Consider the following 23,524-nt stretch of genomic DNA (forward strand, 5'->3'; position numbering starts at 1 on the left):
CAGAATGGCCATCGAATGACCGCCAGTGGAACCCCGACGCGTGATGCCCGAGGGCCCACGCACCTCCAGATTATGTTACGCCAGCCGCTCGCGGCTGGCGTCGTTGCGCTGTGCGCCGGCGCGGTGCTGTCGCTCGGCGTCGCACTGCTGGTGCGCGAGCAGTGGCAAAGCGCCGTCCATACGCGCTTCGAACGCCGCGCGACGCACGTGACCGCGATGCTGCGCCACGAGTTGCAGTCCGGTGTCGCCGTGCTCGAAGGCGCGCGCGGCGTGTTCAGCCTCGTCCCGGAAATGACGCCCGAGCAATGGCGCCGGTATGCGGAGACGCTCGATCTCGACAGCGGCCGCTCGCCGGTCCGGCAGATCGGTTATGCACCGCTGCCGCCCGCGACGCGCAGCGCCCTCGCCGGCGCGAGACCGATGCCGGCCGGTGCGTTCGCGGCCGCGGCGCTCAGCGCACCCGCATCGAGTTCGTCCGTCGTACGCTTCGGCGCGTCCGACGCGGCGCCGCTGGCACGCGCGCTGCAGTCCGGCGACATCGCGCTCGGCGTCCATTCGGCCGACGACGACACGTCCCGCGACACGCGCACCCTCACGCTGTTCCTGCCCGTGACCACCTCGCCGCATGCGGCCGCCACGCCGTCCGGCACGCTCGAAGCCGGCGCCGACGGGATGCTGTTCGCGGCGCTGAGCCCGCGGCGCCTGGTCGAGCGCGCGCTCGACGCGGAACGCGGGATCGACCTGTGGATGACGGCCGGCGGCGATCCGCGCGCGATCGTCAGCGTCGAAACGACGACCGACGAGGCATTGGCGTCGCCCGACCTGATGCGGCGCACCGACGTGCTGAATTTCGGCGGCACCGTGCTGACGCTTGCCTATTCCGCGGACGGCCGCCCGAGCGCAACCGGCGCGCAGCGCGCGGCTGGCACCGTGCTCGCCGCGGGGGTGATCGCGTCGATCGCGTTCGCGGCGCTCGTCCATGCGCTGATGCGCGGCCGGTCCGGCATCACGGCCGATTCCGGCGCGAGCAGCCGCGGCATCCTCAACGAGGCGCGGATGATGGGCATTATCCGTTCGTCGATGGAAGCGATCATCACGATCGACGAGAAGCAGACGGTCGTGATCTTCAATCCGATGGCCGAGCAGGTGTTCGGCGTATCCGCGATGGAGGCGATCGGCGCGCCGCTGTCGCGCTTCATCCCCGAACGGTTCCGCGCCGCGCACGCGAAGCACGTCGACCAGTTCGGCGTGACAGGGGTGTCGGAGCGGCAGATGGGGCGCCAGCGCGTGCTGTTCGGGCTGCGTGCCAACGGCGAGGAATTCCCGATCGAAGCGTCGATCTCGCAGATCCGCGATGCGTCGGGCAAGCTCTATACCGTCATGCTGCGCGACATCACCGAGCGGCTGCGCGCCGAGAATGCGCTGAAGCAGTCACGCGAGGAATTGCGCGAACTGTCGGCGAACCTGCAGAACGTGCGCGAAGAGGAAAAGACGCGCATCGCGCGCGAATTGCACGACGACCTCGGCCAGCAGCTCACCGCGCTGAAGATGGACCTGTCGGTCGTCGAGCAGCAGTTGCGCCTGCCCGGTCGCGCGCAGCCCGACGAGGGCATGCTGTCGCACCTGCAGGGCATGCGGCGGCTGATCGATGCGACGGTCGCATCGGTACGACGCATCGCGGCCGACCTGCGCCCCGTGATGCTCGACGATCTCGGTCTCGTGCCCGCGATCGAGTGGCTCGCGAACGACTTCACGAACCGCTACGGGATCGATGTCGAGCGACGCATCGAAACGGGCGGCCTCACGTTCACCAGCGCGGGCGCGACCACGCTGTTCCGCATCGTCCAGGAAGCGCTGACGAACGTCGCGCGTCACGCGGATGCGACGCGCGTCGCGTTGCAGCTCGATGTCGAGGATGGCTTTTGCGTGCTGCGCGTCGCGGACAACGGCCGCGGCGCGGCGCCCGGCGGTCCGGCTCACGAGGACAAATCGTTCGGCCTGATCGGCATTCGCGAACGCGCACACATGCTCGGTGGTACCGTGACGATCGACACCGCGCTCGCGCGCGGTTTCTCGATTACCGTCGCGCTTCCGCTCGCTACCGTTCAACAGGAAACTCTCATCACATGATCAAGGTGCTCATCGCCGACGACCATACGCTCGTGCGCGACGGTCTGCGGCACATCCTCCAGAACGCCACCGGGTTCGAGGTAGCCGGCGAAGCCTGCGACGGCCCGTCGACGATCGCGCTCGTGCGCTCGACGCCCGCGCAGGTGCTCGTGCTCGACCTGTCGATGCCGGGCCGCAACGGCGTCGAACTGATCAAGCAGATCAAGGACGAGAAGCCCGCGCTGCGCGTGCTCGTGCTGACGATGCACGCGGAGCAGCAATACGCGGTGCGCGCATTCCGTGCCGGCGCGTCGGGCTATCTGACGAAGGAAAGCGCGAGCGCAGAACTGGTCGGCGCGGTCACGAAGGTAGCGTCGGGCGGCGTCTACGTGAGCCTCGCGATGGCCGAACAGTTCGCGCAAAGCCTGAACGAGCCGGCCGAGACGCTGCCGCACCAGCGGCTGTCCGACCGCGAATTCGACGTGTTCCGGCGGATCGCCGCCGGCCAGACGCTGACCGAGATCGCGCACGCGCTGTGCGTGAGCGCGAAGACGGTCAGCACCTACAAGACGCGGATCCTGGAAAAGATGCAGATGCCGCACGAAGCGGCGCTGGTGCGTTACGCGATGCGGCACAAGCTGCTCGACGAAACGGACGACGTGTAACGGACGACGTCTAGCCGCGGATGGCGGGCTTTGCCGGCCGCGCGGCGTGCGGCCGGTTAAACGGTGCGCGACTTACCTGGCGGGCACCGGGCACGCGAGATCGCCTTCCTCGCAGGACAGATAGCCCTTCAGCGTTTCACTACGCGCTTTCGTCAGATCGTCGAGGCAGGTCGATACGACCATCGGGTACACACTGCCGCCCTCGGCATTCGCGCTGGAGAAACTGCACTCGGCATCGCGGTACGCGATCCACGCGCGCTGCGCACTCACGAGTTTGTCGGCAAGCGGCCGTGCATCGCGCAGGCGCGCGGTGACGGCCTGGTAGGTCCGGTTCAGTTCCCCGTCGGATTTCTTGTACGCGCGATCGGCACATGCCGTCATCGTCGCCTGATCCGTTGCGTCCGTACAATTCGCCTGCGCATGAGCGACGTTCGCCGCCAGCGCCAGCGAGCACAGCAGGCCGGTCAAGACACGCATGGATGCTCCTTGTTGTTCGTTGAAGTCGTGGAAGCCGGTGCGGAGCCTGACGCCCCTGCCGCGCCTCGGCGCGCGGCGACACCGTCCGCGATGCTAGCGCACGAGCGTGCGCTTGTCAGCCGGCATCCTGCTCGCGCGCCGGCTTGCATATCGTCCGCGCGCGCCTACACTGGAAAATCGATACGCCGCTTCAGGCCCGCGCTATCGCATCCATCCCGTCTCCGCTTCCGCGCATTCTTCAGCGCATTCGCGTTCGTACCGCCGAGCGGGTGTGACGTTTCGTCAGCCGGTTTCCTCTGCCCTGCGCCACGCGCAATCGCCGTCGCTCCCTGGAGGAAATCATGAGCTATCACCTGGAAGGCCGTCTGCTCGAGGTCTGCAACTGTCGCGTACTGTGCCCGTGCTGGATCGGCGAGGATCCGGATTTCGGCGTGTGCGACACCATCGTCGCCTGGCATGTCGACAAAGGCACGGTCGACGGCGTCGACGTCGGCGGCAACACGATCGCCGCGGTGTGCCGTGTACCGGGCAATATCCTGCAAGGCAACTGGACGGCCGCGATCTACGTCAGCGACACGGCGTCAGATGCGCAGGAGCAGGCGCTGCTCAAGGTCTACACGGGACAGGCCGGCGGCCCGATCGCCGAACTCGCGAAACTGATCGGCAAGGTCGTGTCGATCGAGCGCGCACCGATCACGTTCGACGTTGTCGGCGCGCGCGGCACGCTGTCGATCGGCACCGACTATCACGCGGAACTCGAGCCGTACCTGGGCCCGAGCGGCGCGCAGACGACACTGACCGACACCGTGTTCTCGACCGTGCCCGGCGCGCCCGTGTTCGTCGGCAAGGCACCCGTCTATCGGTCCAAGAATGCGGCGATCGGCATCGACGTCGATCTGAAGAATCACAACGCGTTGCAGAGCACGTTCCTGTTCGACGCGTGAATCGCGTTCGCACGGAACCAGCCATGGCAACGTCGCTGCACCGGCGCCTGTTTCCGCTTGTGCTCGCGAGCCTCGTTGCATTCGCGTGGGTCACGTTGTGGGCGTGGACGCGCAGTCCGTACGGGCGTTATCTCGAGCATGGCGACGGCGCCGCCTCCGAACCGTTCAGCGCACTTTGCCGCGCGCTGCCGGGCGGCGCGCTATGGCTGCCGGCCGTGCTCGACGTGGCCGCCTGGACGCTGATGATCCTTGCGATGATGCTGCCGACGACGCTGTCGCTGTTCGATGCGTTCGCGCGCGTCGTCGCGAACCGCCCGGACCAGACGCGCCTGCTCGCGCTCGTCGGCGTCGGCTACGTCGTCGCGTGGAGCGGATTCGGCCTCGTCGCGCACGGCCTGCATGCACTGGTGCTGACGGGCGTCGCGCATGTGCCGGCACTCGCGTGGCGCGGCTGGCTGATCGGCGCGGCCGTGTTCGCGCTCGCCGGCGCATTTCAGTTCAGCGGGCTGAAGGAACACTGTCTGGACCGTTGCCGCACCCCGTTCGGTTTCGTAATCAGCCGCTGGCGCGGCCGCACGCCGTTGCGGAACGCGTTTGCGCTGGGCGCAAGCCACGGGCTCTTCTGCGTCGGGTGCTGCTGGGCGCTGATGCTGCTGATGTTCGTCGTCGGCGCCGGCAGTCTCGGCTGGATGCTGTCGCTCGCCGCACTGATGGCCATCGAAAAGAATGCGGCGTGGGGGCGACAGCTCACGGCGCCGCTCGGCGCCGGGCTGTTCGGCGTGGCGGTGCTGATCATCGCGAACCACGCGTGAGGCCGACGATGCGCCCGCCCGCCTCCGCATTCGCGCTGCACGTGCGGCCGGGCGTACGGGTCGTCGCGCTGACGTCCGTCGCGATGCTCGCATTCGCGTCGAATTCGCTGCTGTGCCGGCTCGCGCTGCAGGCCGGGCGGATCGACGCGGCCAGCTTCGGCAGCGTGCGACTCGTGTCGGGCGCGCTGATGCTCGCGATCGTTGCGCGCGCGGGGGCGCGACGGCCCGCCCCGCCCGCGGACTGGCCCGCGGCGGCGATGCTGTTCGCCTATGTCGCGTGCTTTTCGTTCGCGTACCTGACCGTCAGTGCCGCAACCGGCGCGCTGATCCTGTTCGGCGCGGTGCAACTGACGATGTTCGCGGCAGGTTGGCGCGCCGGCGAACGGTTCGCCCCGGCCGGCTGGGCCGGGTTCGGCGTCGCGCTCGGCGGGCTGCTGTATCTCGTGTCGCCGGGGCTCGCGGCGCCGACGCCACATGGCGCCGCGCTGATGACGGCCGCCGGCGTCGCATGGGGCATCTATTCGATACGCGGCCGCAAGCCTGCCGATCCGGTCGCGGCGACCGCCGGCAACTTCCTGCGTGCCGCACCGCTGGCGCTCGCGTTGAGCGCCGCGCTCGCCGCCCGCATGCACGTGACGCCGGCCGGCGTCGTGCTGGCCGTGCTTTCCGGTGCGCTCACATCGGGCCTCGGCTATGTCGTCTGGTATGCCGCGCTGCGGCACCTCACGGCCATGCGCGCCGCGGCAATCCAGTTGTCCGTGCCGCCGATCGCCGCCTGCGGCGCCGTGCTGTTCCTGTCGGAACAGCCGACCTGGCGGCTCGCGCTCGCATCGGCCGCCATCCTCGGTGGCGTCGCGGTCGTGCTCGCGACCCGTGCCCGCCACGCTGGCACCGCGCCGTGACGCCGGGCAGGCGCACCGCGCTCGCCCCGGCTCTTTCGTGCACACAGAAACGAAAAACCCGTACACGGATGCCGTGCACGGGTTTCGCGGGAATCGGCAAACCGGGCGCCATCGCGGGCGCCGGCCGGCTTACTGGCCGCCGAAGTACACCGAAGTACGATCGGCGGCGGCCGGCACGACCACGCGCTGACCCGACTGCGACGTCGCGGCCGCATTCGCGCCGTAGCCCGTTGCGTCGGCTTGCGCGCCGGTGTTCTGCGCGGCGGCGATCTTTGCCTGTGCGGCCTGGATGTTTTCCGGGTAGTTCATCCAGTCGTTCGGGTTGTAGCCGGCCTTTTCGAGCTGGACCAGTTCGGCGCGCACTTGCGCGCGCGTCAGCGGCTGCTGGTTCGATTGGGCGAACGAGACGACCGGTGCGGCGACGAGAGCGGCCAGTGCAACTGCCTTGATCAGCGATTTCATGATGCGTTACCTCCAGGATTGTTTTGTCAGGCGCTTCGGACTCGGGGTCGTTGCGCATGAGTAGAAGTCTAGGAGGCGCGACTATCAGGGTAAATACTTAAATCGCAAATTCACTGTTGACGGAAAAAGTACAATCGCGCGGGAATAACCAAATTCATCAGACGATTGTCGGCATTCATGCGTCGAATGCTGCGATACGGTATCCGGCGCGCGCTGCCAGTGCGTCAGTGCAGCAGCGCGGCGCCGTCGGCATCGTAGAGATCGAAGCCGAGCGGGACGCCGGCGGAGAGATCGTCGCGCGAGAGCGCGACGTAGTCGGTTGGAAGCCGCATCGGAGAGGCGCGCGGAGCGACCGCGCGAGCTGTCGTGACAACGTATTACGGCAGCTTCGCGCGAAATCCGGACGGCTTCGTTACTGCGAGGCACCTGTCGCGTCGGGTGCGACCGGCGCGGGCGGTTGGGCCGGCGTGGCGGAAGGTGCGGCGCTCGGCGCGGCACCGATGCCCGCGCTGCCTCCGCTCGTCGGACTTGCACCCACCGCAGGCGGCTGCGCGGGCTGCGGTTGCGATGCGCCCGCCGACAGCGCCGCGGCCGATGCGGCCACTTCGGATGCCGGCACCCATTCCTCGACGATACCGCCGGACGCCGCTTCAGGCGCCGATGCAGCCGACGCGGCCGATGCCGCGCCCTGGTCGGCCTCGGGCTGACGCTCCACCCGCTGCGTCCTGACGGGTGCGGGCGCCTTCTTCGGCTCGGGCCTGAACCACGTGTCGAACAGGTCCGTCGCACGCTCGCGCAGCGACGCGAACCAGCCGGGCGACGGCTCGGTATCGAATTTCGCCTTCGCGTCGACGATCCGGGCACGCTGCGCGCGCTGGAAGAAATCGCCGACGATCGGCAGCGCGCTGTGCGCGCCCTGCCCCCAGTAATCGCTGCGCAGCGTCACGCGGCCGTCGTCGAAACCGACCCACGCACCGGCGACAAGGCCCGGCTGCATCAGGATGAACCAGCCGTCCGCGTTGTCCTGCGTCGTGCCCGTCTTGCCGGCCGCGTCGCCCCGGATCCCGAAGCGCGTGCGGATGCTGCCGCCCGTGCCGCGCGTCACGACATCGCGCATCACGTCGAGCAGCGTCTTGTCGGTTTCGGCGTCGAGCGCGCGCTCGGGCGGCGCCGGCGCGTATTCGGCGAGCACGTCGCCCTGGCGGTTCTCGATGCGCGTCACCATCTGCGGTTCGACGTACAGCCCGCCGTTCGCGATCGTCGCGTACGACGCGACCATCTCCTTCAGCGTGACCGGGCTCGTGCCGAGCGCGAGCGACGGCACGCGTTCGAGCGGGCTTTCGCGCACGCCCATGTCGCGCGCGAGCCGTGCGACGGCCGCAGGCCCGACCTTCTCCATCACCTGCGCGGTGATCCGGTTGCGCGACAGCGCGACCGCATCGCGCAGCGTCATCGGTTTGCCGGTAGGCGGCACGTCGTCGTTCGGCCGCCAGATCTCGCCGCCCTTCAGCGGGATCTCGACCGGCTGGTCGATGAACGTGTCGTCCGGCTTCATCCCGCTCGAGAACGCGGCGCCATAGACGAACGGCTTGAACGTCGAGCCCGGCTGGCGCCGCGCCTGCGCGACGTGATCGAACGGCTCGTTGGTAAAGTCGCGGCTGCCGACCCATGCGCGGATCTGCCCGTCGCGCGGATCGATCGCGAGAAAGCCGGCCTGCACGTCGGTCTTCGCCTTGCACAGCGCGCGCATGAAGCCGCGGTCGGCCGCGAGCGTCTTCATTGCGGCCGCGTCGTTCTTGCCGGCGTCCTGCGCGGCCTTGTACTCGGGCGACTCGCGCATGAAGGTGCGGAACACCTCGTTGTCGGTGCCGCAGCCGTCGCGGCCGCTCCACGCGTTGTTCGCAATGCCCTGCAACTGATTGCCCTGCAGCGTGAGCGCCTGCGTCGCCATCTGCTGCAGCCGCGCGTCGATCGTCGTGCGCACGATCAACCCGTCGGAGTAGATGTTGTAGTCGTTGCGGTCGGCCCACGCGATCAGCCATTTGCGCAACTGCTGCGCGAAATGCGGCGCCGGCCCCGGCGGCTCCTTCTGGCGCTCGAAGTCGATGCGCAGCGGCCGGCGCTGCAACTGCGCGAACTGCGCCGCCGACAGCTTGCCGTATTTCACCATCTGGCCGAGTACCGTGTTGCGCCGCTGCAGCGCGCGCTCGGGATTCAGCACCGGGTTGTAGTAGCTGTTGCCCTTCAGCATCCCGACGAGCGTCGCGCTGTCGAGCACGTCGAGCTCGTCGGCCGACTTGTCGAAATAGGTGCGCGCGGCCATCTCGACGCCGTACGCGTTGTACAGGAACGGCACCGTGTTCAGGTAGGTCTCGAGGATCTGGTCCTTGCTGTAGACGGCCTCGATCTTCAGCGCGGTAATCGCCTCCTTCACCTTGCGCGTGAGCGTCGGCGCGCGGCCGATCTCGTCCGGATACAGGTTGCGCGCGAGCTGCTGCGTGATCGTCGAGCCGCCCTGGCGGCTGCCCGAGAACGTATGGAGCGCGGCCGACGCGGTGCGCTTCCAGTCGAGGCCGTGATGCTCGTAGAAGCGATGGTCCTCGGTCGCGATCAGCGCGTCGACCATGTGCGGCGAGATCTGCTTGAGCGGCACCCACTCGCGGTTCGACGGCTTGAATTCGGCCAGCAGCTTGCCATCGGCGGACAGCACCTGCGCGGGCTGGTCGACGCGCGCCTTGCGGATGTCGCCGATGCCCGGCGTGAACGGGATCAGCACGATCGCGTACAGCACGAACAGCGACGGCACGGCGGCGGCCGTGAGCAGCACGCCGCGGCGCGTCGGGTGACGGAGATGGTGCCACGCGGCGGCGGCGAGAGGCTTGACCCTCGCGACGGCGGCAGCCGCGACGGGTTGGGCGCGCGCGACCCATCTGGCACAGAAGTCACGCACTGACGGCACGTTTCGGCGATTCACGCGGGTGGGGCTCGGCTGAAAAGGGTGCATCGTACCAAAACTCGCGCGGCCCGCCGGCCCATGGCGGCTTTGCACCGTCGCGCACCGCGCGGTGTCGCGAACATGCACACGCAAAAAAGGCGCGTGCCCCCGTAACGGAAGCGACGCGCCAGGCCTGGTACAACAACCGGGTAGCCGCGCGACGGCGGCCGATCGGCGCCGATGCTCAGCGCACGAGAAAACCGTAGGTCAGCGGATCGCGCTCGTCGACGATCCAGTTCGCGAAACCGCAGATATGCGCGCTGCCTTCCACTTCCGGGATCACGGCCGGGATGTCGCCGACCGTCGTCTCGCGCAGCACGCGCCCCTTGAAGATCGTGCCGACGATCGATTCGTTGACGAGCGTGTCGCCGGCCGCGAGCAGTCCGCGCTGGTACAACTGCGCGACGCGCCCGCCGGTGCCGGAGCCGGTCGGCGAGCGGTCGACCTCGCGATCCGCGAACACGCAGCAGTTCGCCTGCGTCGAGCCCGGATGGCGCGGCACGTTCGCGATGATCGTGCCGTAGATATGGTTGATTTCCGGAATCTCCGGATGCACGACCGGGTACTTCGCGTTCGCGGCGGACTTCACTTCCGCGCCGAAGCGAATCAGTTTTTCCACCGCCGCCTCGCGCACCGGCAGGTCGAACGGCGCGCCGTCGACGTAGAAGTAGAACGCGCCGCCATACGCGATGTCGCCGGTCACGGTGCCGAACGACGGCGTGTCGACCGACACGTCGCGCCGCCAGATGAACGACGGTACGTTGACGAAGCGCACGGGCCCCGCATGCTCGCCGTCCCACTTGACGAAGGCCTCGATGAAACCGCACGGCGCGTCGATGCCGACCCGCGTTTCGGGTACCGTGCGCTGCACCCAGCCAAGTTCGACCGCCGCGGTCGACAGCGCGATCACGCCGTGTCCGCAATGGTCGCTATAGCCTTCGTTGTGCACGAAGATCACGCCGAAATCGGCATTCGGCGACACGGGTTCGGTCAGGTAGCCGCCGTACATGTCGGCGTGGCCGCGCGGTTCGAACATCAGCGCGCGGCGGATCTCGTCGGCGTTCTCCTTGAGCCACGCGCGGCGCTGGACGATCGTGTCGCCCGGCAGGCGCGGCAGCCCGCTCGTGACGATGCGGAACGCTTCGCCGCCCGTATGGACTTCGACGGTGGAAAGGGATCGGGAAATTTTCATGTCGGATCGAATGCGTTGAAACGAAGGACGGCGGCCAGGCCGCCGTCCGGTGGCAGGCTGGCCGGTCAGGCCGGTTACTTCGCGTACGGCTCGGGCAGGCCGTTGCGGATCACGTAGACGGACGTCGGCGCGCCCTTCAGGTCGCCGTTCGCGTCGAACGAATAGGTGCCCGCGACGCCCGCATAGTTCGATTTCGCGAGTTGCGCGATCAGCTTCGCCTTGTCGGTGGTCGTGCCGGCCTTGACCATCGCGTCGGCGAGCAGCTTCGCGCCGTCGTAGTAGTTGACGCCGTAGACCTGCGTCTCCGTGTGATAGGTGTCGTGGTACTTCTTCAGGAATTCGCGCCCGGCCGGCGTCTTCTCGAGCGCGACGCCGCCCTGCGCGCAGTAGACGATCGATGCCGCTTCGCCCGCCACCTTGCCCATGTCGGCCGAGCAGATGCCGTCGCCGCCGAGCAGCTTCGCGCGCAGCCCGCGCTGCTTCATCTGCTTGGCCATCGGCGCGCCCTGCGCCGCATAGCCGCCGAAGAAGATCACGTCGGGGTTGCCGGCCTTGATCTTGGTGAGAATGCCGAAGAAATCGGTGGCCGACGAACTCGTGTATTCCTGGTCGACGATCTTGATCCCGTTCGCCTTCGCGACGTTCATGAACTGCTCGGCGACGCCCTGCCCGTACGCGGTGCGATCGTCGACGACGGCCGCGGTTTTCGCGTTCAGCGTCTTCGCGGCGAACGTGGCCATCGTGCCGCCGAGCTGCTCGTCGCTCGCGCCGATCCGGAAGATGTTCTTGAAGCCCTGCCGCGTGAGCGCCGGATTCGATGCAACCGGCAGGATCGGCACGCCGGCATTCGAGTACACGCGCGACGCCGGGATCGCGACGCCCGAGTTGTACGGCCCGAGCACCGCGACGACGCCCTTGTCGACGAGGTTCTGCGCGACCTGCACGCCGGCCTTCGGGTCGGCCTGGTCGTCGTCTGAAATCAGCTTGAAGGTGACGGTCTTGCCGGCCACCTTCACGCCGGCCTTGTTGAGTTCGTCGATGGCGAGGCGCGCGCCGTTTTCATTGTCCTTGCCGTTCGCGGCCTGCGGGCCCGTCAGCGGCGCCGAATGGCCGATCATCACGACTTCCTGCGCGTGCGCGGAAGTCAGCGCGCCGGCGGCAACGGCCACCGAGAGCGCGGTAACGAGGTGTCGCATGATGTCTCCTGATTGGTTTTGTGTGAAACCAATGTAGGACACGCGTGGTCACATCGCAAGCAATTTCAAAATGATTTTCGCGATTCTGGTCATATTTAAGACCAGAGCGACGGCGCGCGTATCACTTCGGCGCGATGTCGCGCCGCACGCGGCGGATGTGCTGCTCGACATAGAACGCGGCCGCATCGGCGTCGCCGGACACGATCGCCTCGTAGATCAGCCGGTGTTCGGACACGTAGAGCCGGATCCGGCCCGCGTCGTAGATACCGTCGTCCTTCAGCCGTTTCCATAGCGGCTGGTCCATCGTCTTCGCGACCTCGTCCGCGATCTTCACGATCAGCGGGTCGCCGGTCATCAGCGCGAGTTGCCGGTGGAACAGCCGGTCGCTCTCGTTCCACAGCGCGCGCTGGTGCGGATCGTCGACGTCGGTGATGGTTTCCATCTGCGCGAGATAGCGCTCGGCGCCCGGGTCGGTGCGGCCGTGCGAGGCCGCGAGGCGCGCGATCGCGGGTTCCAGGATCAGCCGCACGTCGAGCGTCGACGTCGGGCTGAAGTCGGCTTCGGACGCCGCGCGCAGGTCGCCGCGTTCCGCGAGCACGTCGAGCGGCGACGCGACGACATAGGTGCCGGAATTGCGCTTCGTGAACACGAGCCCTTCGTTCTGCAGCGCGCCGAGCGCCTCGCGCACGGCCGGCCGGCCGACCTGGAACAGCACCGCGAGCTCGCGCTCGGACGGCAGCCGCGAATCGGCCGCGTAGCGCCCCGCGCGAATCTCGTCGCGAATCTTCTCGGCGACCTGCTCGTAGATCTGCAGCGGCCTGAAACTGCCTTCGAATGATTCGGGACGCGCGGACATCATCGTTTGGCTCCTGCCCGGTCGCGGGCGTGGACTTGGAATGGGTTCGCACTATACCGGAGCGGTGGAGGCATCGAGACCACGGCGACCCTTCTGGACCGATATTAGAACCAAAATCGGCGCTACGCTTGATTTTTCGGGTTGCGGGTGGGCGGGAAAGTGGTATAGATTCGATCCACACTGCCCTGTGTCACGGCATCCGGCAGACCCTTGGCGGGCGCGTCATGCGCCCGTCGTCCACGCTCACCGACGCCTGCGACGTACACGATGACCGCCCTTTCCCGGATTCCCGTTTTCGATGCGGCCGACACGGCCGCGCTGCTCGACTACCCGGCGTTGCTCGCCACGCTCAGGCAAGCCGTCGCCGAGTACGCGGCGGGCGAGATCGTCAGCCCCGAGCGCCTGGTCGTGCCGCTGCAGGCCGGCGGCGTGATGCTGTCGATGCCGTCGAGCGCGCGCGACCTCGCAACCCACAAGCTCGTGAACGTGTGCCCCGGCAACGGCGCGCGCGGGCTGCCGACGATCCTCGGCCAGGTGACCGCGTATGACGCGACCACGGGCGAGATGCGCTTCGCGCTCGACGGCCCGACGGTCACCGGCCGCCGCACGGCAGCCATCACCGCGCTCGGCATCGACGCGCTGCATGGCACCGCGCCGCGCGACATCCTGCTGATCGGCACCGGCAAGCAGGCAGCCAATCACGCGGAAGCGCTCGCGGCGATCTTTCCCGATGCGCGCCTTCATGTGCGCGGCACCCGCGCCGACAGCGCTGCCGCCTTCTGCGCCGCGCACCGCGCGCAAGCGCCGCGGCTTGCACCGCTCGACGGCGACGCGATTCCCGATGCGATCGACGTCGTCGTCACGCTGACGACGAGCCGCACGCCCGTCTACCGCGAAGCCGCACGCGAAGGCCGGCTCGTGGTCGGCGTCGGCGCATTCACCGCGGATGCGGCCGAGATCGACGCGAACACGGTGCGTGGCAGCCGGCTCGTCGTCGACGATCCGGCCGGCGCGCGCCACGAGGCCGGCGACCTGATCGTCGCGCAGGTCGACTGGCAGCAGGTCGCGTCGCTCGCCGACGTGCTGGGCGGCTCGTTCGCCTGCGGCGGACCGCTGTTGTTCAAGAGCGTCGGCTGCGCCGCGTGGGATCTCGCCGCGTGCCGCACCGCACGCGATGCGCTGGACGCGCGCCACGCCGGCTGACCCGGCAGCGAAGCCCGCCGGCCGCGTGCGCGCCGCCGGTGCGGCATCGCAACATCCGGAATGCTCCGGCACTTTCCCGTACGCGTTGTAGGAAACGCCCTACAACGCGTCGAAGCGGCCTACACCAACTTCCAATTCGGCCGATTTCATTTTTGGCGGCGCAACACGATACTGCCGGCATGAATGCCAGCCTGTCACCCGCCGCGCTAAGGGTGTTTCTCGTCGATCACGCCGTTGCCGTCCGGCAGCGGATCGCGCTGCTCGTCGGCGCGATCCGCGGCGTCGCCGTCGTGGGCGAAGCGGAAGACGGACAGGACGCTTGGACGCATATCCGCAGCAGCCGGGCGGACGTCGTGATCGTCGACCTGCGGCTCGTGGACGGCAGCGGCCTCGACCTGATCGGGATGCTGTCGAAAACCGCGCCGCGCATCGTCACGATCGTGCTGACGAACCATTCGGCACCGGCATTCAGAGAGGCATGCGCGACGGCTGGAGCCGACTACTTCTTCGACAAGACCGTCGAATTCGACGCCGCGTGCCGTGTCATCGAATCCCTGGTGCACGCTCGCGTGCACCGCCCCTGACGAGCCGGAGTGACTCATGTCCACAGCTACCGCCTGCGCCGCCGACGTAGCCATTGCGCCCCGCCCGGCGATTCCGCTTCGTGCGGTCACGCGCGCCGACGCCGCCAAACATCCCGCCGCACGCTGCTCGGCCTGCGCGATGCGCTCGATGTGCCTGCCACCGCAACTGTCGGCCGCCGAATACGGCCGTCTCGACGCGATCATCTGCACGACCCGGCACGTTCGCCAGGGCGACGCGCTGTTCCGCACCGACGATCCGTTCCAGAGCATCTATGCGGTGCGCGCGGGTTCGTTCAAGACGGTGATGATGCATCGCGACGGCCGCGAGCACGTGACGGGCTTCCAGATTGCCGGTGAAACCCTCGGGATGGACGGCATCGGCGGCGGCCAGCACTGCTGCGACGCCATCGCGCTGGAAGACAGCGTCGCGTGCATCATCCCGTTCGGCGCGCTCGAAGCGGCGTGCCGCGAAATGAAGCCGATGCAGCACTTCCTCTACCAGATGCTGAGCAGCGAGATCGTGCGCGAATCGAGCCAGATGCTGCTGCTCGGCACGATGTCGGCCGAGCAGCGCGTCGCGCATTTCCTGCTGAACCTGTCGTCGCGCTTCGAGGCGCGCGGCTATTCGGCGACCGAATTCAACCTGAGGATGACACGCGAGGAAATCGGTTGTTATCTCGGGATGAAGCTCGAAACGGTCAGCCGGATGTTCTCGCGGTTCCATCGCGAAGCGCTGGTCGAAACGCGCGGCAAGCGCGTGCGCATCATCGACGCACAGGCGCTTGCACGGGTCTGATGCGGGCCTGATTCAGGTCAGAAGTACGCACCGGGATCGTCGGCGCGGCGTCGGGCGTCATGCGTCACCGAGCCGTGCCATCGGTTGCTGCATCGCTCAGCATGGCCCTTTCACCGCCAGCCTGCCACGCGATCAGCGCCTGTTCGGCCTGACCGAACGCGCGGCGCAGCGCGTCGTCCACGTCGTCGCCGATGCAGGGCGGTAGCGGCCTGAGCGCTGCGTCGTGCAACACGAGGTCGAGCCATACGTCATACGTGCGCGCGCCGTCGGCCGCCACGCGCGATTCGATTGCGAGGTGGCAGCCGCCGATCAGCGCGCGGAACCGTTCGAGCCGCACCAGTTGCGCGCCGGCTTCGGCTTCGATCGCGGCGGAACCCGTGAATCCGAGGCAGGCGATCTGCATGCCCACGCCCATGTCGTTTCTCCTGACTCCTGACGGGGCCGCCCGCTCGTCGACCGCCTTGCATGCGTCGCCCGCGCCGAAAGGCGGCGGCACGCGTTTCCCGTGGCGTGGCGCGAATGCTTCGATCGCCGGCCTGCCGACAGGGTCCGCCCGCGCCTCCATCCGCGCGGGACCGTTCATACGTTGAAGACCTGCGACGTCTTCATCTCGATCCACGTCATGCCGGCCCGCAGCCCTTCGATCATCGCCTCGCGCTCGGTCGGATACGCGTGGCTGTGCTCGAACGTATGATGAAAGCGCGCGGCACCGGCGCCGTGCTCGACCGACACGCGGCAACGGAATTCGCCCGATTCGCACGGGCGCGTCTCGACCTCGACCGACCAGTCGCGTTCGTGAATGTTGCCCAGCAGTGTCATGCGCCCTCCTGCGGTGTCAGTCGCCGAGCCGGAAGTGGCCGCTGTGCAGCAGCACCGGCCGGCCGCCGATTTCCTCGAGCATCCGTCGTGCCATTGCCTCGATCGCCGACCGGTGCGCGTCGAACGCGGCCAGCAGGTCGCGTTCGAGCAGCGACGGCGCGCCGAAATGGTCTTCCAGTGCCTCGGCCGTGACCGCGCACTGCACGCAGCGTCCGTCGACCAGCGCCGAAAACGCGACGACCAGGTCGCGCGCGCAATATTCGGCCGGCTCGGGCGGGAAGGCAATCTGCATCTGTCCGCCTGTCATTGTCGTGATGGCTCCATGACGAGAGCATAGTGGCGCGCGCGGCCACGCACTTGACCCACGTCAACCGGTTCGCCGCACCGCACGATCGCGGTGCGGGTTCGTGCCGCCGCAACAGCCCGCATCAGCCCGCGTCGGGCTCGATCGCCGCGCCGCGCTCCGCGAGCAGTTCGCGCAGCACGCTGCGGTGGCAACGGCGCTCGTCGTCGCAGTAGCAGCCGATCGAGAACGCGGTGGTCGCCGACAGCGCGGCCAGCAGATCCAGCACCTTCGCCGGATCGCCATGCGCCATCTCCGCGCGGAAGTGGCGCTTGAACGCGTTCCATTCGGCGTCCGTTTCGGCCGCCTGCGCCTGCGCGACGAGTTCGGGGCTCGGCGACAACGTCGGCAACCATACATCATAGTAGTTGCGCGACGCGAATTCTGCCTTCGGCACGCCGCGCGGCGGCCGTCGCACCGTGCCGATCCGCAGGCCCTCGCCGGCCGCGCGCGGCGTGCCGAGCTGGATGATCCGGATGCCCATGTCGCTCCTCTGTCTTGCGTCCGATTCCGTGATCGTACCGCCGAGCCTGCGCGCGCGTCAGCCGGGCAGCGCACCGTGCGGCCGCGCAACAAAAAACCGGCTGCCTCCGCGACGGGAGGCAGCCGGTTCGGCCAGCAGCGTTGCGCGCCGGGCGCGCGGCGATCAGACGCCGCTCTTCAGCACCTTGCCGATCGCGTCCGCGACGATGCCGACGTTCGAGTCGTTCAGGCCCGCCACGCACATCCGGCCCGAACGCAGGATGTACACGCCGTGCACTTCGCGCAGCGCGTCGACCTGCGATTCGGTCAGGCCCGTGTACGTGAACATCCCGCGCTGCTTCACGTAGCGTGTGAGCGCTTCGCCGCTGACGTGGTCGCGCAACCCGTCGTGGATCGACTGGCGCATCCGCGCGATGCGGCGGCACATCGCCGACAGTTCCTCTTCCCACTGCTTGCGCAGCGCGGGCGTGCCGAGCACGGCCGCGACGACCTTCGCGCCGTAGGTTTGCGGGTTGCTGTAGTTCGAGCGCACGGCGCCGGCCAGCTGGCCGAGCACGCGGTCGGCCGCGGCCGCATCTTCGCAGACGACGCTCAGGCCGCCCACGCGCTCGCCGTACAGCGAGAAGTTCTTCGAGAACGAGTTCGCAACCAGCGCCGGCACACCGCGGCGGGCCAGTTCGCGCACCGCGAACGCGTCCGCGTCGAGGCCCGCGCCGAAGCCCTGGTATGCCATGTCGACGAACGGCAGCAGGCCGCGCGCCTCGATCACGTCGATCAGCTTTTCCCACTGGCCTTCGTCGAGGTCGACGCCGGTCGGGTTATGGCAGCACGCGTGCAGCAGCACGATGCTGCGCGCCGGCAGCGCGTCGATCGCCGCGAGCATCGCGTCGAACTTCAGGCCGCCCGTCGCCTCGTCGTAGTACGGGTACGTGTTCACCATGAAGCCGGCCCGCTCGAAGATGAAGCGGTGGTTTTCCCAGCTAGGGTCGCTGAGCCACACCTGCGCGTCCGGGAAATAGCGCTTCAGGAAATCGGCGCCCACCTTCAGCGCGCCCGAGCCACCGAGCGTCTGCAGGGTCGCGATGCGGCCGGCCGCGCGGGCCGGGTGATCGGCGCCGAACACGAGCGCCTGCACGGCGTCGCGATACGCGGGCAGGCCGACCATCGGCAGGTACGGCTTCGGGCCGCTTTCGCGCTGCAGTACGGTTTCGGCTTCGCGCACGGCACCCATCACCGGAATCCGTCCTTCGGCGTCGAAGTAGATGCCGATGCTCAGGTTGACCTTCTGGTCGCGCGGATCTTTCTGGAAGTTCTCGTTGAGCGTCAGGATCGGATCGCCCGGGTACGCGTCGATGTGTTCGAACATGGCTTGAGTCGGTCTCGTTTGGAAGAATGATCGGTGGTGACCTGCGTCAGCGTGCGGATGCGCTGTCGCGCATCGCATAGCCTGCATTCTTCTGACGGAAGCGATACCCGATCGCGAGCACCGCGAGCCATACCGGGATCAGGTACACCGACAGGCGGAGATCCGGCGTCAGGTACATCACGACGAGAATGCCGGCCATGAATGCCAGGCACAGGTAATTCGTGAAAGGATAGCCCAGACTGCGGAAGGAAGTCTTCTCCCCGGCTGCGCGCTTGGCCTGGCGGAACTTCAGGTGGATCAGGCTGATCATCGCCCAGTTGATGATCAGCGCCGACACGACGAGACCCATCAGCACCTCGAACGCCTTGCCGGGCATGAAGTAGTTGACCAGCACGCACAGGCCGGTCGCGAGCGCCGACGCGCCGAGCGCGGCAAGCGGAATGCCGCGCTTGTTCACCGAGCACAGCACCTTCGGCGCGTTGCCCTGCTGCGCGAGGCCGAACAGCATCCGGCTGTTGCAGTACACGCCGCTGTTGTAGACCGACAGCGCGGCCGTCAGCACGACGACGTTCAGCACGTTCGCGACCAGGTTGCTGCTCAGCGCATGGAAGATCAGTACGAACGGGCTGCCGCCGCTGACGACCTTCTCCCACGGATACAGCGACAGCAGCACGGCGAGCGCGCCGATGTAGAAAATCAGGATGCGGTAGATGACCTGGTTGGTCGCGCGCGGGATGCTGCGCTTCGGATCGTCGGCCTCGGCCGCCGTGATGCCGACGAGCTCGAGCCCGCCGAACGAGAACATGATCGCGGCCATCGACATCACGAGGCCCGACACGCCGTTCGGGAAGAAGCCGCCGTGCTGCCACAGGTTCCTGACGCTGGCCTCCGGCCCGGCATTCCCGCTTGCGAGCAGCCAGCCGCCGAAGCAGATCATCCCGACGATCGCGGCGACCTTGATGATCGAGAACCAGAATTCCGTCTCGCCGTAGGACTTCACGCTGGTCAGGTTGATCAGGTTGATCACGACGAAGAACACGAGCGCCGACACCCAGGTCGGCACGCCCGGCCACCAGTACTGCACGTAGATCCCGACGGCCGACAGTTCGGCCATGCTGACGAGGATGTACAGCACCCAGTAGTTCCAGCCGGACAGGAAGCCCGTGAAGTGGCCGAAATACTTGTTGGCGAAGTAGCTGAACGAACCTGCGACGGGCTCGTCGACGACCATCTCGCCGAGCTGGCGCATGATGAAGAACGCAACGATGCCGGCCACCGCATAGCCGAGCAGCACGGACGGGCCGGCCATCTTGATCGTCTGCGCGATGCCGAGGAACAGCCCGGTGCCGAGCGCGCCGCCGAGCGCGATCAACTGGATGTGCCGGTTCTTCAGCCCGCGCTTCAGGCCGTCGCTCTCGTTTCCAGAAACCATGTCTTCTCCACTCTGTCCGCCTCCGCCGGAAGCGGTGCGGCGCGCCTCGGTGTGCCGGGCGCTGTTTTACTGTGCCGGCGGCCGTTCGTGGAGCCACCGGGTTGGGGACTGCAATCTTCGCGTGGCGGCGCCCGATTCATGTCGGCGTGCCGAGGGCCCGTTCACGCCAATAACGGGCTTGCGCTGGCCCTGGACCGGCCGCCGACTTGCCGCCCGCGCCGCATTGCTGCGGCCGCACACGAAAATCCGGCGTCAGTTTAGCGTCGCGACGACGAAATCGGGTTTCGTAACCCGTTCATGCAAACCCTACATTATGAGATAAGATTGCATCCAGGAGACAAATGAGGAAACAAAAATGCCTGAACCGGTTCTCGACCGCATCGATCGCCACTTGCTTTCGATCCTGCAGGAGAACGGCCGCGCGTCGAACCTCGACCTGGCGAAGGCTGTCGGCCTGTCGCCCGCGCAGACATTGCGGCGCCACCGGCGGCTGGAAGAGATCGGCGCGATCCGCCGCTACGAAACCCGGCTCTGCCCGGACACGCTCGGCTTCGGCGTCACCGCGTTCGTGCACGTGACGATGGAGCGCGGGCATATCCGCGACCTGTCGAAGTTCCAGAAACTGGTGTCCGATCTCGCGCAGATCCAGGAGTGTTTCTCGGTGACGGGCGATATCGACTATGTGCTGAAGGTCGTCGCACACGACCTGAAGGGGCTGTCGCGGTTCCTGCTCGAAACGCTGATGCGGATTCCCGGCGTGAGCGGCGTGCATTCGAGCGTGTGCCTCGACGAGATCAAGTGCACGAGTGCGATGCCGGTGGAAAGCTGATTTACCAGGGCGAACGCCCTGCACGTTCGGCAGTCGCCTTCAGCGCACCGCCTCGAACGCACTGATCAGCAGCGCCCCTGCCGCGATCACCGCGCAACCGGCCGCACGGCGCGGCGTCAGCCGCTCGCCGAGATACACGCGCGCAATCAGCGCCGCGAACACCACGCTCGTTTCGCGCAGCGCCGACACGGGGCCCATCGGCGCGCGATCCATCGCCCAGATCACGATGCCGTACGCAAGCGCCGCGAACACGCCGCCGCACGCAGCCTTCGCCGTCTCGCCGACATCCTGCGTCAGCCGCAGCGGCCCCGCGCGCAGCCGGTAATACGCGGCCATCATCGCGCCCGTCAACACGAACATCCACGCGGTATAGCCGACCGTGCTGCCGCTTTCCCGCACGCCGATCCCGTCGACCACGCTGTAGGCCGCGATCGACGCGCCGGTCGCGAACGCGGTCGGCAACACCTGCGTCATCCGGTGCTTCGCGCCGCGCCCGCCCTCGAGCCCGATCGCCAGGATGCCCGCGCAGATCAGCACGAGCCCGCCTTGCGCACCGGCGTTCAGGTGCTCGCCCGCGAACGCCGCCGCGCCGAGCGTGACGAGCAGCGGCGCGGTGCCGCGCGCAACCGGGTACGCGACGGTCAGGTCGCCGTGCTCGTAGGCGCGTACCAGCAGCAGCGTATAGACGACGTGAATCACGGCCGATGCAACGACACAGAGCCAGCTCATGGGCGTGACCGGCGCGGCGGCAGGCAGGAACAGCAGCGCGAACAGCCCGATCGCGATCTGCAGCACCGTGGCCGACCGCAGCCGGTCGCCGCTGCTGCGGACGAGCGCATTCCATGACGCATGCAGGAACGCCGCGCACAGAACGGCAAACAGAACGGGAATCGGCACGCTGAATACTCGCTGACGGTCGGCAACGCGAAATCGTCGCTGCGGGGGATCCATCGTATGAATACGTCATCCGATTGTCAAAAACGGCGGCGCGCACTGCATCGCACACGAACCGGCCGACGGCACCCACTCGTCCGCCCCGCGCGGTATTCACGGCAACGGCCTGACGCGCCGCGAAATGTGTCGCCACGGTTGCATGCGGCCGGCCCCTTTCCGTTCTCTTTCGCACGGCCTTGCGCCGTAATGAAATCGATACCGCAGCGCAATCGTCGCGAAACCACCCCGTCCCCATATCTTCATACGCGACTGTTCCAATGCGCGTGCTCTCTCGCGAGCCACGCGCCGAACCGACACGGCGACGGGGCCGCTCTCCACCATCGAAGGCCTTACCTGGAGTTTCCCGATGTTCCGTCAAGCCTTGCTCGTCACCGCCTGCGCAGCCGCAGCGCTTGCGCTGTTCGCCTGCGGCGGCAGCGACGATCCGACGTCGACGCCCGCGGTGTCGTCGCAGGATGCGCTGCAGACCGCCACGCCGATCAAGCACGTCGTCGTGATCTACGGTGAAAACATCTCGTTCGACCACTACTTCGGCACCTACCCGAACGCGACGAACCCGTCGGGCGAACCGGCGTTTACCGCGAAGGCCGGCACGCCGACGCCGAATGGCCTGACGGGCACGCTGCTCTCCGCGAACCCGAACTTCACGAACACGGCCAACGGCACCGACGCGGCGAACCCGTTCCGCCTCGACCGCACGCAGGCCGCGACCGCCGACCAGAACCACGCGTACACGGCCGAGCAGCAGGCCGAGGACAACGGCCTCGCCGACCTGTTCCCGAAGTACACGGGCAAAGGCTCGTCCGGCGGCGCCGGCGCGTTCGGCACGAAGGGCCAGGTGATGGGCTACTTCGACGGCAACACCGTGACGGCGCTGTGGAACTATGCGCAGCGCTTCGCGATGAGCGACAACATGTACACGACGTCGTACGGCCCGTCGACGCCGGGCGCGCTGAACGTCGTGTCGGGGCAGACCAACGGGATGCAGATCGTGAAGACGTCGAAGCAGCCTTCGACGCTCGCAGCCAGCTCGTACTACATCAATGACGGCCAGGGCGGCTTCACGATGATCAACGACGTCGACCCCGGCAACGACGTGTGCTCGAGCACGACCGACCAGGCGTTGATGAGCGGCAAGAACATCGGCGACCTGCTGAACGGCGCGAAGATCACGTGGGGCGGCTTCATGGGCGGCTTCAACCTGTCGACGACCAACGGCAACGGCACGACGGGCTGCAACCGCAGCACGGTCGCCACCGCCGTGAACGCCGCGACGGCCGACTACATCCCGCACCACAACTGGTTCCAGTACTACGCGTCGACGTCGAACCCGCAGCACACGCGGCCGAGCTCGGTCGCCGCGATCGGTTCGAGCCTCGAAACCGACGGCAAAACCGCCGAACCCGCGAACCACCAGTACGACACGGACGATTTCTTCGCAGCCGTGAAGGCCGGCAACTTCCCGTCGGTCAGCTACCTGAAGGCACCGGCCGCGCAGGACGCACACGCGGGCTATTCGGATCCGCTCGACGAGCAGGCGTTCGTGACGAAGGTCGTCAACTTCCTGCAGCAGCAGCCGGACTGGCAGAACACGGCCGTGATCGTCACGTATGACGACTCGGACGGCTGGTACGACCACGTGTACACGGCGCCGACGCGTTCGTCGTCCGACCCGGTCGACCAGGTCAACGGCAGCGGCAAGTGCGGCACGGGCGGCACCACCGGCGTGAACGGCGCGACCGTGAACGGCCGCTGCGGCCCGGGCGTGCGCATCCCGCTGATCGTGATCTCGCCGTATGCGAAGCAGAACTACGTCGACCACACGATGATCGACCAGGCGTCCGTCGTGCGCTTCATCGAGGACAACTGGCTCGGCGGCCAGCGCATCGGCGGCGGTTCGTTCGATGCGACGGCGGGCGACCTGCGCAGCCTGTTCGACTTCACGTCGAAGCCGAACACGACGCCGCTGTACCTCGACCCGACGCTCGGCACGGCATTGAGCGCGGCACCGTCGATCTGACCGGCATCCGTTGACCGCAGGCCGGCGCGTGACGCGCCGGCCGTTTCCATTTAATGCGCCGCTTCGTGCGGCGCCCGATTTCCGA

23 protein-coding genes and 1 pseudogene are annotated in these 23,524 nt (G+C 67.7%); 10 read left to right on the forward strand and 14 right to left on the reverse strand.

The window, feature by feature from the left end:
• Positions 1 to 15: 15 nt before the first annotated feature.
• Positions 16 to 2,130: a PAS domain S-box protein gene (locus JYG32_RS20870; protein ID WP_213266804.1), complete on the forward strand. Its 2,115-nt coding sequence runs from the start codon at positions 16 to 18 to the stop codon at positions 2,128 to 2,130.
• Positions 2,127 to 2,774, forward strand: a complete 648-nt coding sequence (locus JYG32_RS20875; protein WP_174379593.1) for a response regulator — start codon at positions 2,127 to 2,129, stop codon at positions 2,772 to 2,774. Before JYG32_RS20870 ends, JYG32_RS20875 begins: the two co-directional genes overlap by 4 nt.
• A gap of 72 nt (positions 2,775 to 2,846) precedes the next feature.
• Here the strand turns inward: JYG32_RS20875 and JYG32_RS20880 are convergent, their stop codons facing one another.
• Positions 2,847 to 3,251: a lysozyme inhibitor LprI family protein gene (locus JYG32_RS20880; protein ID WP_213266805.1), complete on the reverse strand. Its 405-nt coding sequence runs from the start codon at positions 3,249 to 3,251 to the stop codon at positions 2,847 to 2,849.
• 341 nt (positions 3,252 to 3,592) lie between these two features.
• On the opposite strand from JYG32_RS20880, the gene JYG32_RS20885 reads away from it, so the two are divergent.
• Genes JYG32_RS20885 through JYG32_RS20895 form a run of 3 tightly spaced genes read left to right on the forward strand, consistent with a single transcriptional unit; the run spans position 3,593 to position 5,909 of the window.
• Complete coding sequence (locus JYG32_RS20885) at positions 3,593 to 4,195, forward strand: DUF1326 domain-containing protein (protein WP_128842563.1); 603 nt, start codon at positions 3,593 to 3,595, stop codon at positions 4,193 to 4,195.
• Positions 4,196 to 4,218: 23 nt separating this feature from the next.
• Positions 4,219 to 5,007, forward strand: a complete 789-nt coding sequence (locus JYG32_RS20890; RefSeq protein WP_174379591.1) for a DUF2182 domain-containing protein — start codon at positions 4,219 to 4,221, stop codon at positions 5,005 to 5,007.
• Positions 5,008 to 5,015: 8 nt separating this feature from the next.
• Positions 5,016 to 5,909: a DMT family transporter gene (locus JYG32_RS20895; RefSeq protein ID WP_213266806.1), complete on the forward strand. Its 894-nt coding sequence runs from the start codon at positions 5,016 to 5,018 to the stop codon at positions 5,907 to 5,909.
• A 129-nt stretch (positions 5,910 to 6,038) separates the two neighbouring features.
• On the opposite strand, the gene JYG32_RS20900 is transcribed toward JYG32_RS20895, so the two are convergent.
• The 6 genes and pseudogenes from JYG32_RS20900 to JYG32_RS20925 form a co-directional block, all read right to left on the reverse strand.
• Entirely contained in the window at positions 6,039 to 6,371 is a 333-nt protein-coding gene (locus tag JYG32_RS20900; RefSeq protein ID WP_213266807.1) for a DUF4148 domain-containing protein, read from the reverse strand.
• Positions 6,372 to 6,601: 230 nt separating this feature from the next.
• Positions 6,602 to 6,703, reverse strand: a pseudogene (locus tag JYG32_RS20905) (PilZ domain-containing protein); the annotation flags it as partial.
• Between the two features lie 80 nt (positions 6,704 to 6,783).
• Positions 6,784 to 9,375, reverse strand: a complete 2,592-nt coding sequence (locus JYG32_RS20910; RefSeq protein ID WP_213266808.1) for a penicillin-binding protein 1A — start codon at positions 9,373 to 9,375, stop codon at positions 6,784 to 6,786.
• Positions 9,376 to 9,550: 175 nt separating this feature from the next.
• Positions 9,551 to 10,558: a trans-3-hydroxy-L-proline dehydratase gene (lhpH, locus tag JYG32_RS20915; RefSeq protein ID WP_213266809.1), complete on the reverse strand. Its 1,008-nt coding sequence runs from the start codon at positions 10,556 to 10,558 to the stop codon at positions 9,551 to 9,553.
• A 74-nt stretch (positions 10,559 to 10,632) separates the two neighbouring features.
• A complete protein-coding gene (locus JYG32_RS20920; RefSeq protein ID WP_174379586.1) occupies positions 10,633 to 11,754 on the reverse strand; it encodes a branched-chain amino acid ABC transporter substrate-binding protein in 1,122 nt (373 codons plus the stop codon).
• Between the two features lie 121 nt (positions 11,755 to 11,875).
• Positions 11,876 to 12,613, reverse strand: coding sequence for a FadR/GntR family transcriptional regulator (locus tag JYG32_RS20925; RefSeq protein ID WP_174379585.1), 738 nt, complete (start codon positions 12,611 to 12,613; stop codon positions 11,876 to 11,878).
• A gap of 264 nt (positions 12,614 to 12,877) precedes the next feature.
• On the opposite strand from JYG32_RS20925, the gene lhpI reads away from it, so the two are divergent.
• The 3 genes from lhpI to JYG32_RS20940 all read left to right on the forward strand — a co-directional run bounded on the left by lhpI (position 12,878) and on the right by JYG32_RS20940 (position 15,193).
• Positions 12,878 to 13,813: a bifunctional Delta(1)-pyrroline-2-carboxylate/Delta(1)-piperideine-2-carboxylate reductase gene (lhpI, locus tag JYG32_RS20930; RefSeq protein ID WP_213266810.1), complete on the forward strand. Its 936-nt coding sequence runs from the start codon at positions 12,878 to 12,880 to the stop codon at positions 13,811 to 13,813.
• 179 nt (positions 13,814 to 13,992) lie between these two features.
• On the forward strand, positions 13,993 to 14,397 hold the full coding sequence (locus tag JYG32_RS20935) for a response regulator transcription factor (protein WP_213266811.1): 405 nt from the start codon (positions 13,993 to 13,995) through the stop codon (positions 14,395 to 14,397).
• Between the two features lie 16 nt (positions 14,398 to 14,413).
• Positions 14,414 to 15,193, forward strand: coding sequence for a helix-turn-helix domain-containing protein (locus JYG32_RS20940; RefSeq protein ID WP_174379582.1), 780 nt, complete (start codon positions 14,414 to 14,416; stop codon positions 15,191 to 15,193).
• Between the two features lie 64 nt (positions 15,194 to 15,257).
• Here JYG32_RS20940 and JYG32_RS20945 read toward each other — a convergent pair whose 3' ends face one another.
• The 6 genes from JYG32_RS20945 to JYG32_RS20970 form a co-directional block, all read right to left on the reverse strand.
• Complete coding sequence (locus JYG32_RS20945; protein ID WP_213266812.1) at positions 15,258 to 15,608, reverse strand: metal ABC transporter ATPase; 351 nt, start codon at positions 15,606 to 15,608, stop codon at positions 15,258 to 15,260.
• 164 nt (positions 15,609 to 15,772) lie between these two features.
• A complete protein-coding gene (locus tag JYG32_RS20950) occupies positions 15,773 to 16,012 on the reverse strand; it encodes a UDP-glucose 4-epimerase (RefSeq protein WP_174379580.1) in 240 nt (79 codons plus the stop codon).
• 16 nt (positions 16,013 to 16,028) lie between these two features.
• On the reverse strand, positions 16,029 to 16,319 hold the full coding sequence (locus JYG32_RS20955) for a DUF1488 domain-containing protein (RefSeq protein ID WP_174379579.1): 291 nt from the start codon (positions 16,317 to 16,319) through the stop codon (positions 16,029 to 16,031).
• Between the two features lie 121 nt (positions 16,320 to 16,440).
• Positions 16,441 to 16,839, reverse strand: coding sequence for a DUF488 domain-containing protein (locus tag JYG32_RS20960; protein ID WP_174379578.1), 399 nt, complete (start codon positions 16,837 to 16,839; stop codon positions 16,441 to 16,443).
• A 162-nt stretch (positions 16,840 to 17,001) separates the two neighbouring features.
• Positions 17,002 to 18,204, reverse strand: a complete 1,203-nt coding sequence (locus JYG32_RS20965; protein WP_213266813.1) for an amino acid aminotransferase — start codon at positions 18,202 to 18,204, stop codon at positions 17,002 to 17,004.
• Between the two features lie 46 nt (positions 18,205 to 18,250).
• The gene (locus JYG32_RS20970) at positions 18,251 to 19,636 is read right to left on the reverse strand and encodes an amino acid permease (RefSeq protein WP_213266814.1); all 1,386 of its coding nucleotides are present in this window, start codon (positions 19,634 to 19,636) and stop codon (positions 18,251 to 18,253) included.
• A 355-nt stretch (positions 19,637 to 19,991) separates the two neighbouring features.
• On the opposite strand from JYG32_RS20970, the gene JYG32_RS20975 reads away from it, so the two are divergent.
• A complete protein-coding gene (locus tag JYG32_RS20975) occupies positions 19,992 to 20,465 on the forward strand; it encodes an Lrp/AsnC family transcriptional regulator (RefSeq protein WP_174379575.1) in 474 nt (157 codons plus the stop codon).
• 39 nt (positions 20,466 to 20,504) lie between these two features.
• Here the strand turns inward: JYG32_RS20975 and JYG32_RS20980 are convergent, their stop codons facing one another.
• Positions 20,505 to 21,416, reverse strand: coding sequence for an EamA family transporter (locus JYG32_RS20980; protein WP_213266815.1), 912 nt, complete (start codon positions 21,414 to 21,416; stop codon positions 20,505 to 20,507).
• Positions 21,417 to 21,765: 349 nt separating this feature from the next.
• On the opposite strand from JYG32_RS20980, the gene JYG32_RS20985 reads away from it, so the two are divergent.
• Complete coding sequence (locus JYG32_RS20985; RefSeq protein ID WP_213266816.1) at positions 21,766 to 23,439, forward strand: phospholipase C; 1,674 nt, start codon at positions 21,766 to 21,768, stop codon at positions 23,437 to 23,439.
• The last annotated feature ends 85 nt before the right edge of the window (positions 23,440 to 23,524 follow it).

This window comes from Burkholderia pyrrocinia (genome assembly GCF_018417535.1).
GTDB lineage: Bacteria > Pseudomonadota > Gammaproteobacteria > Burkholderiales > Burkholderiaceae > Burkholderia > Burkholderia pyrrocinia_E.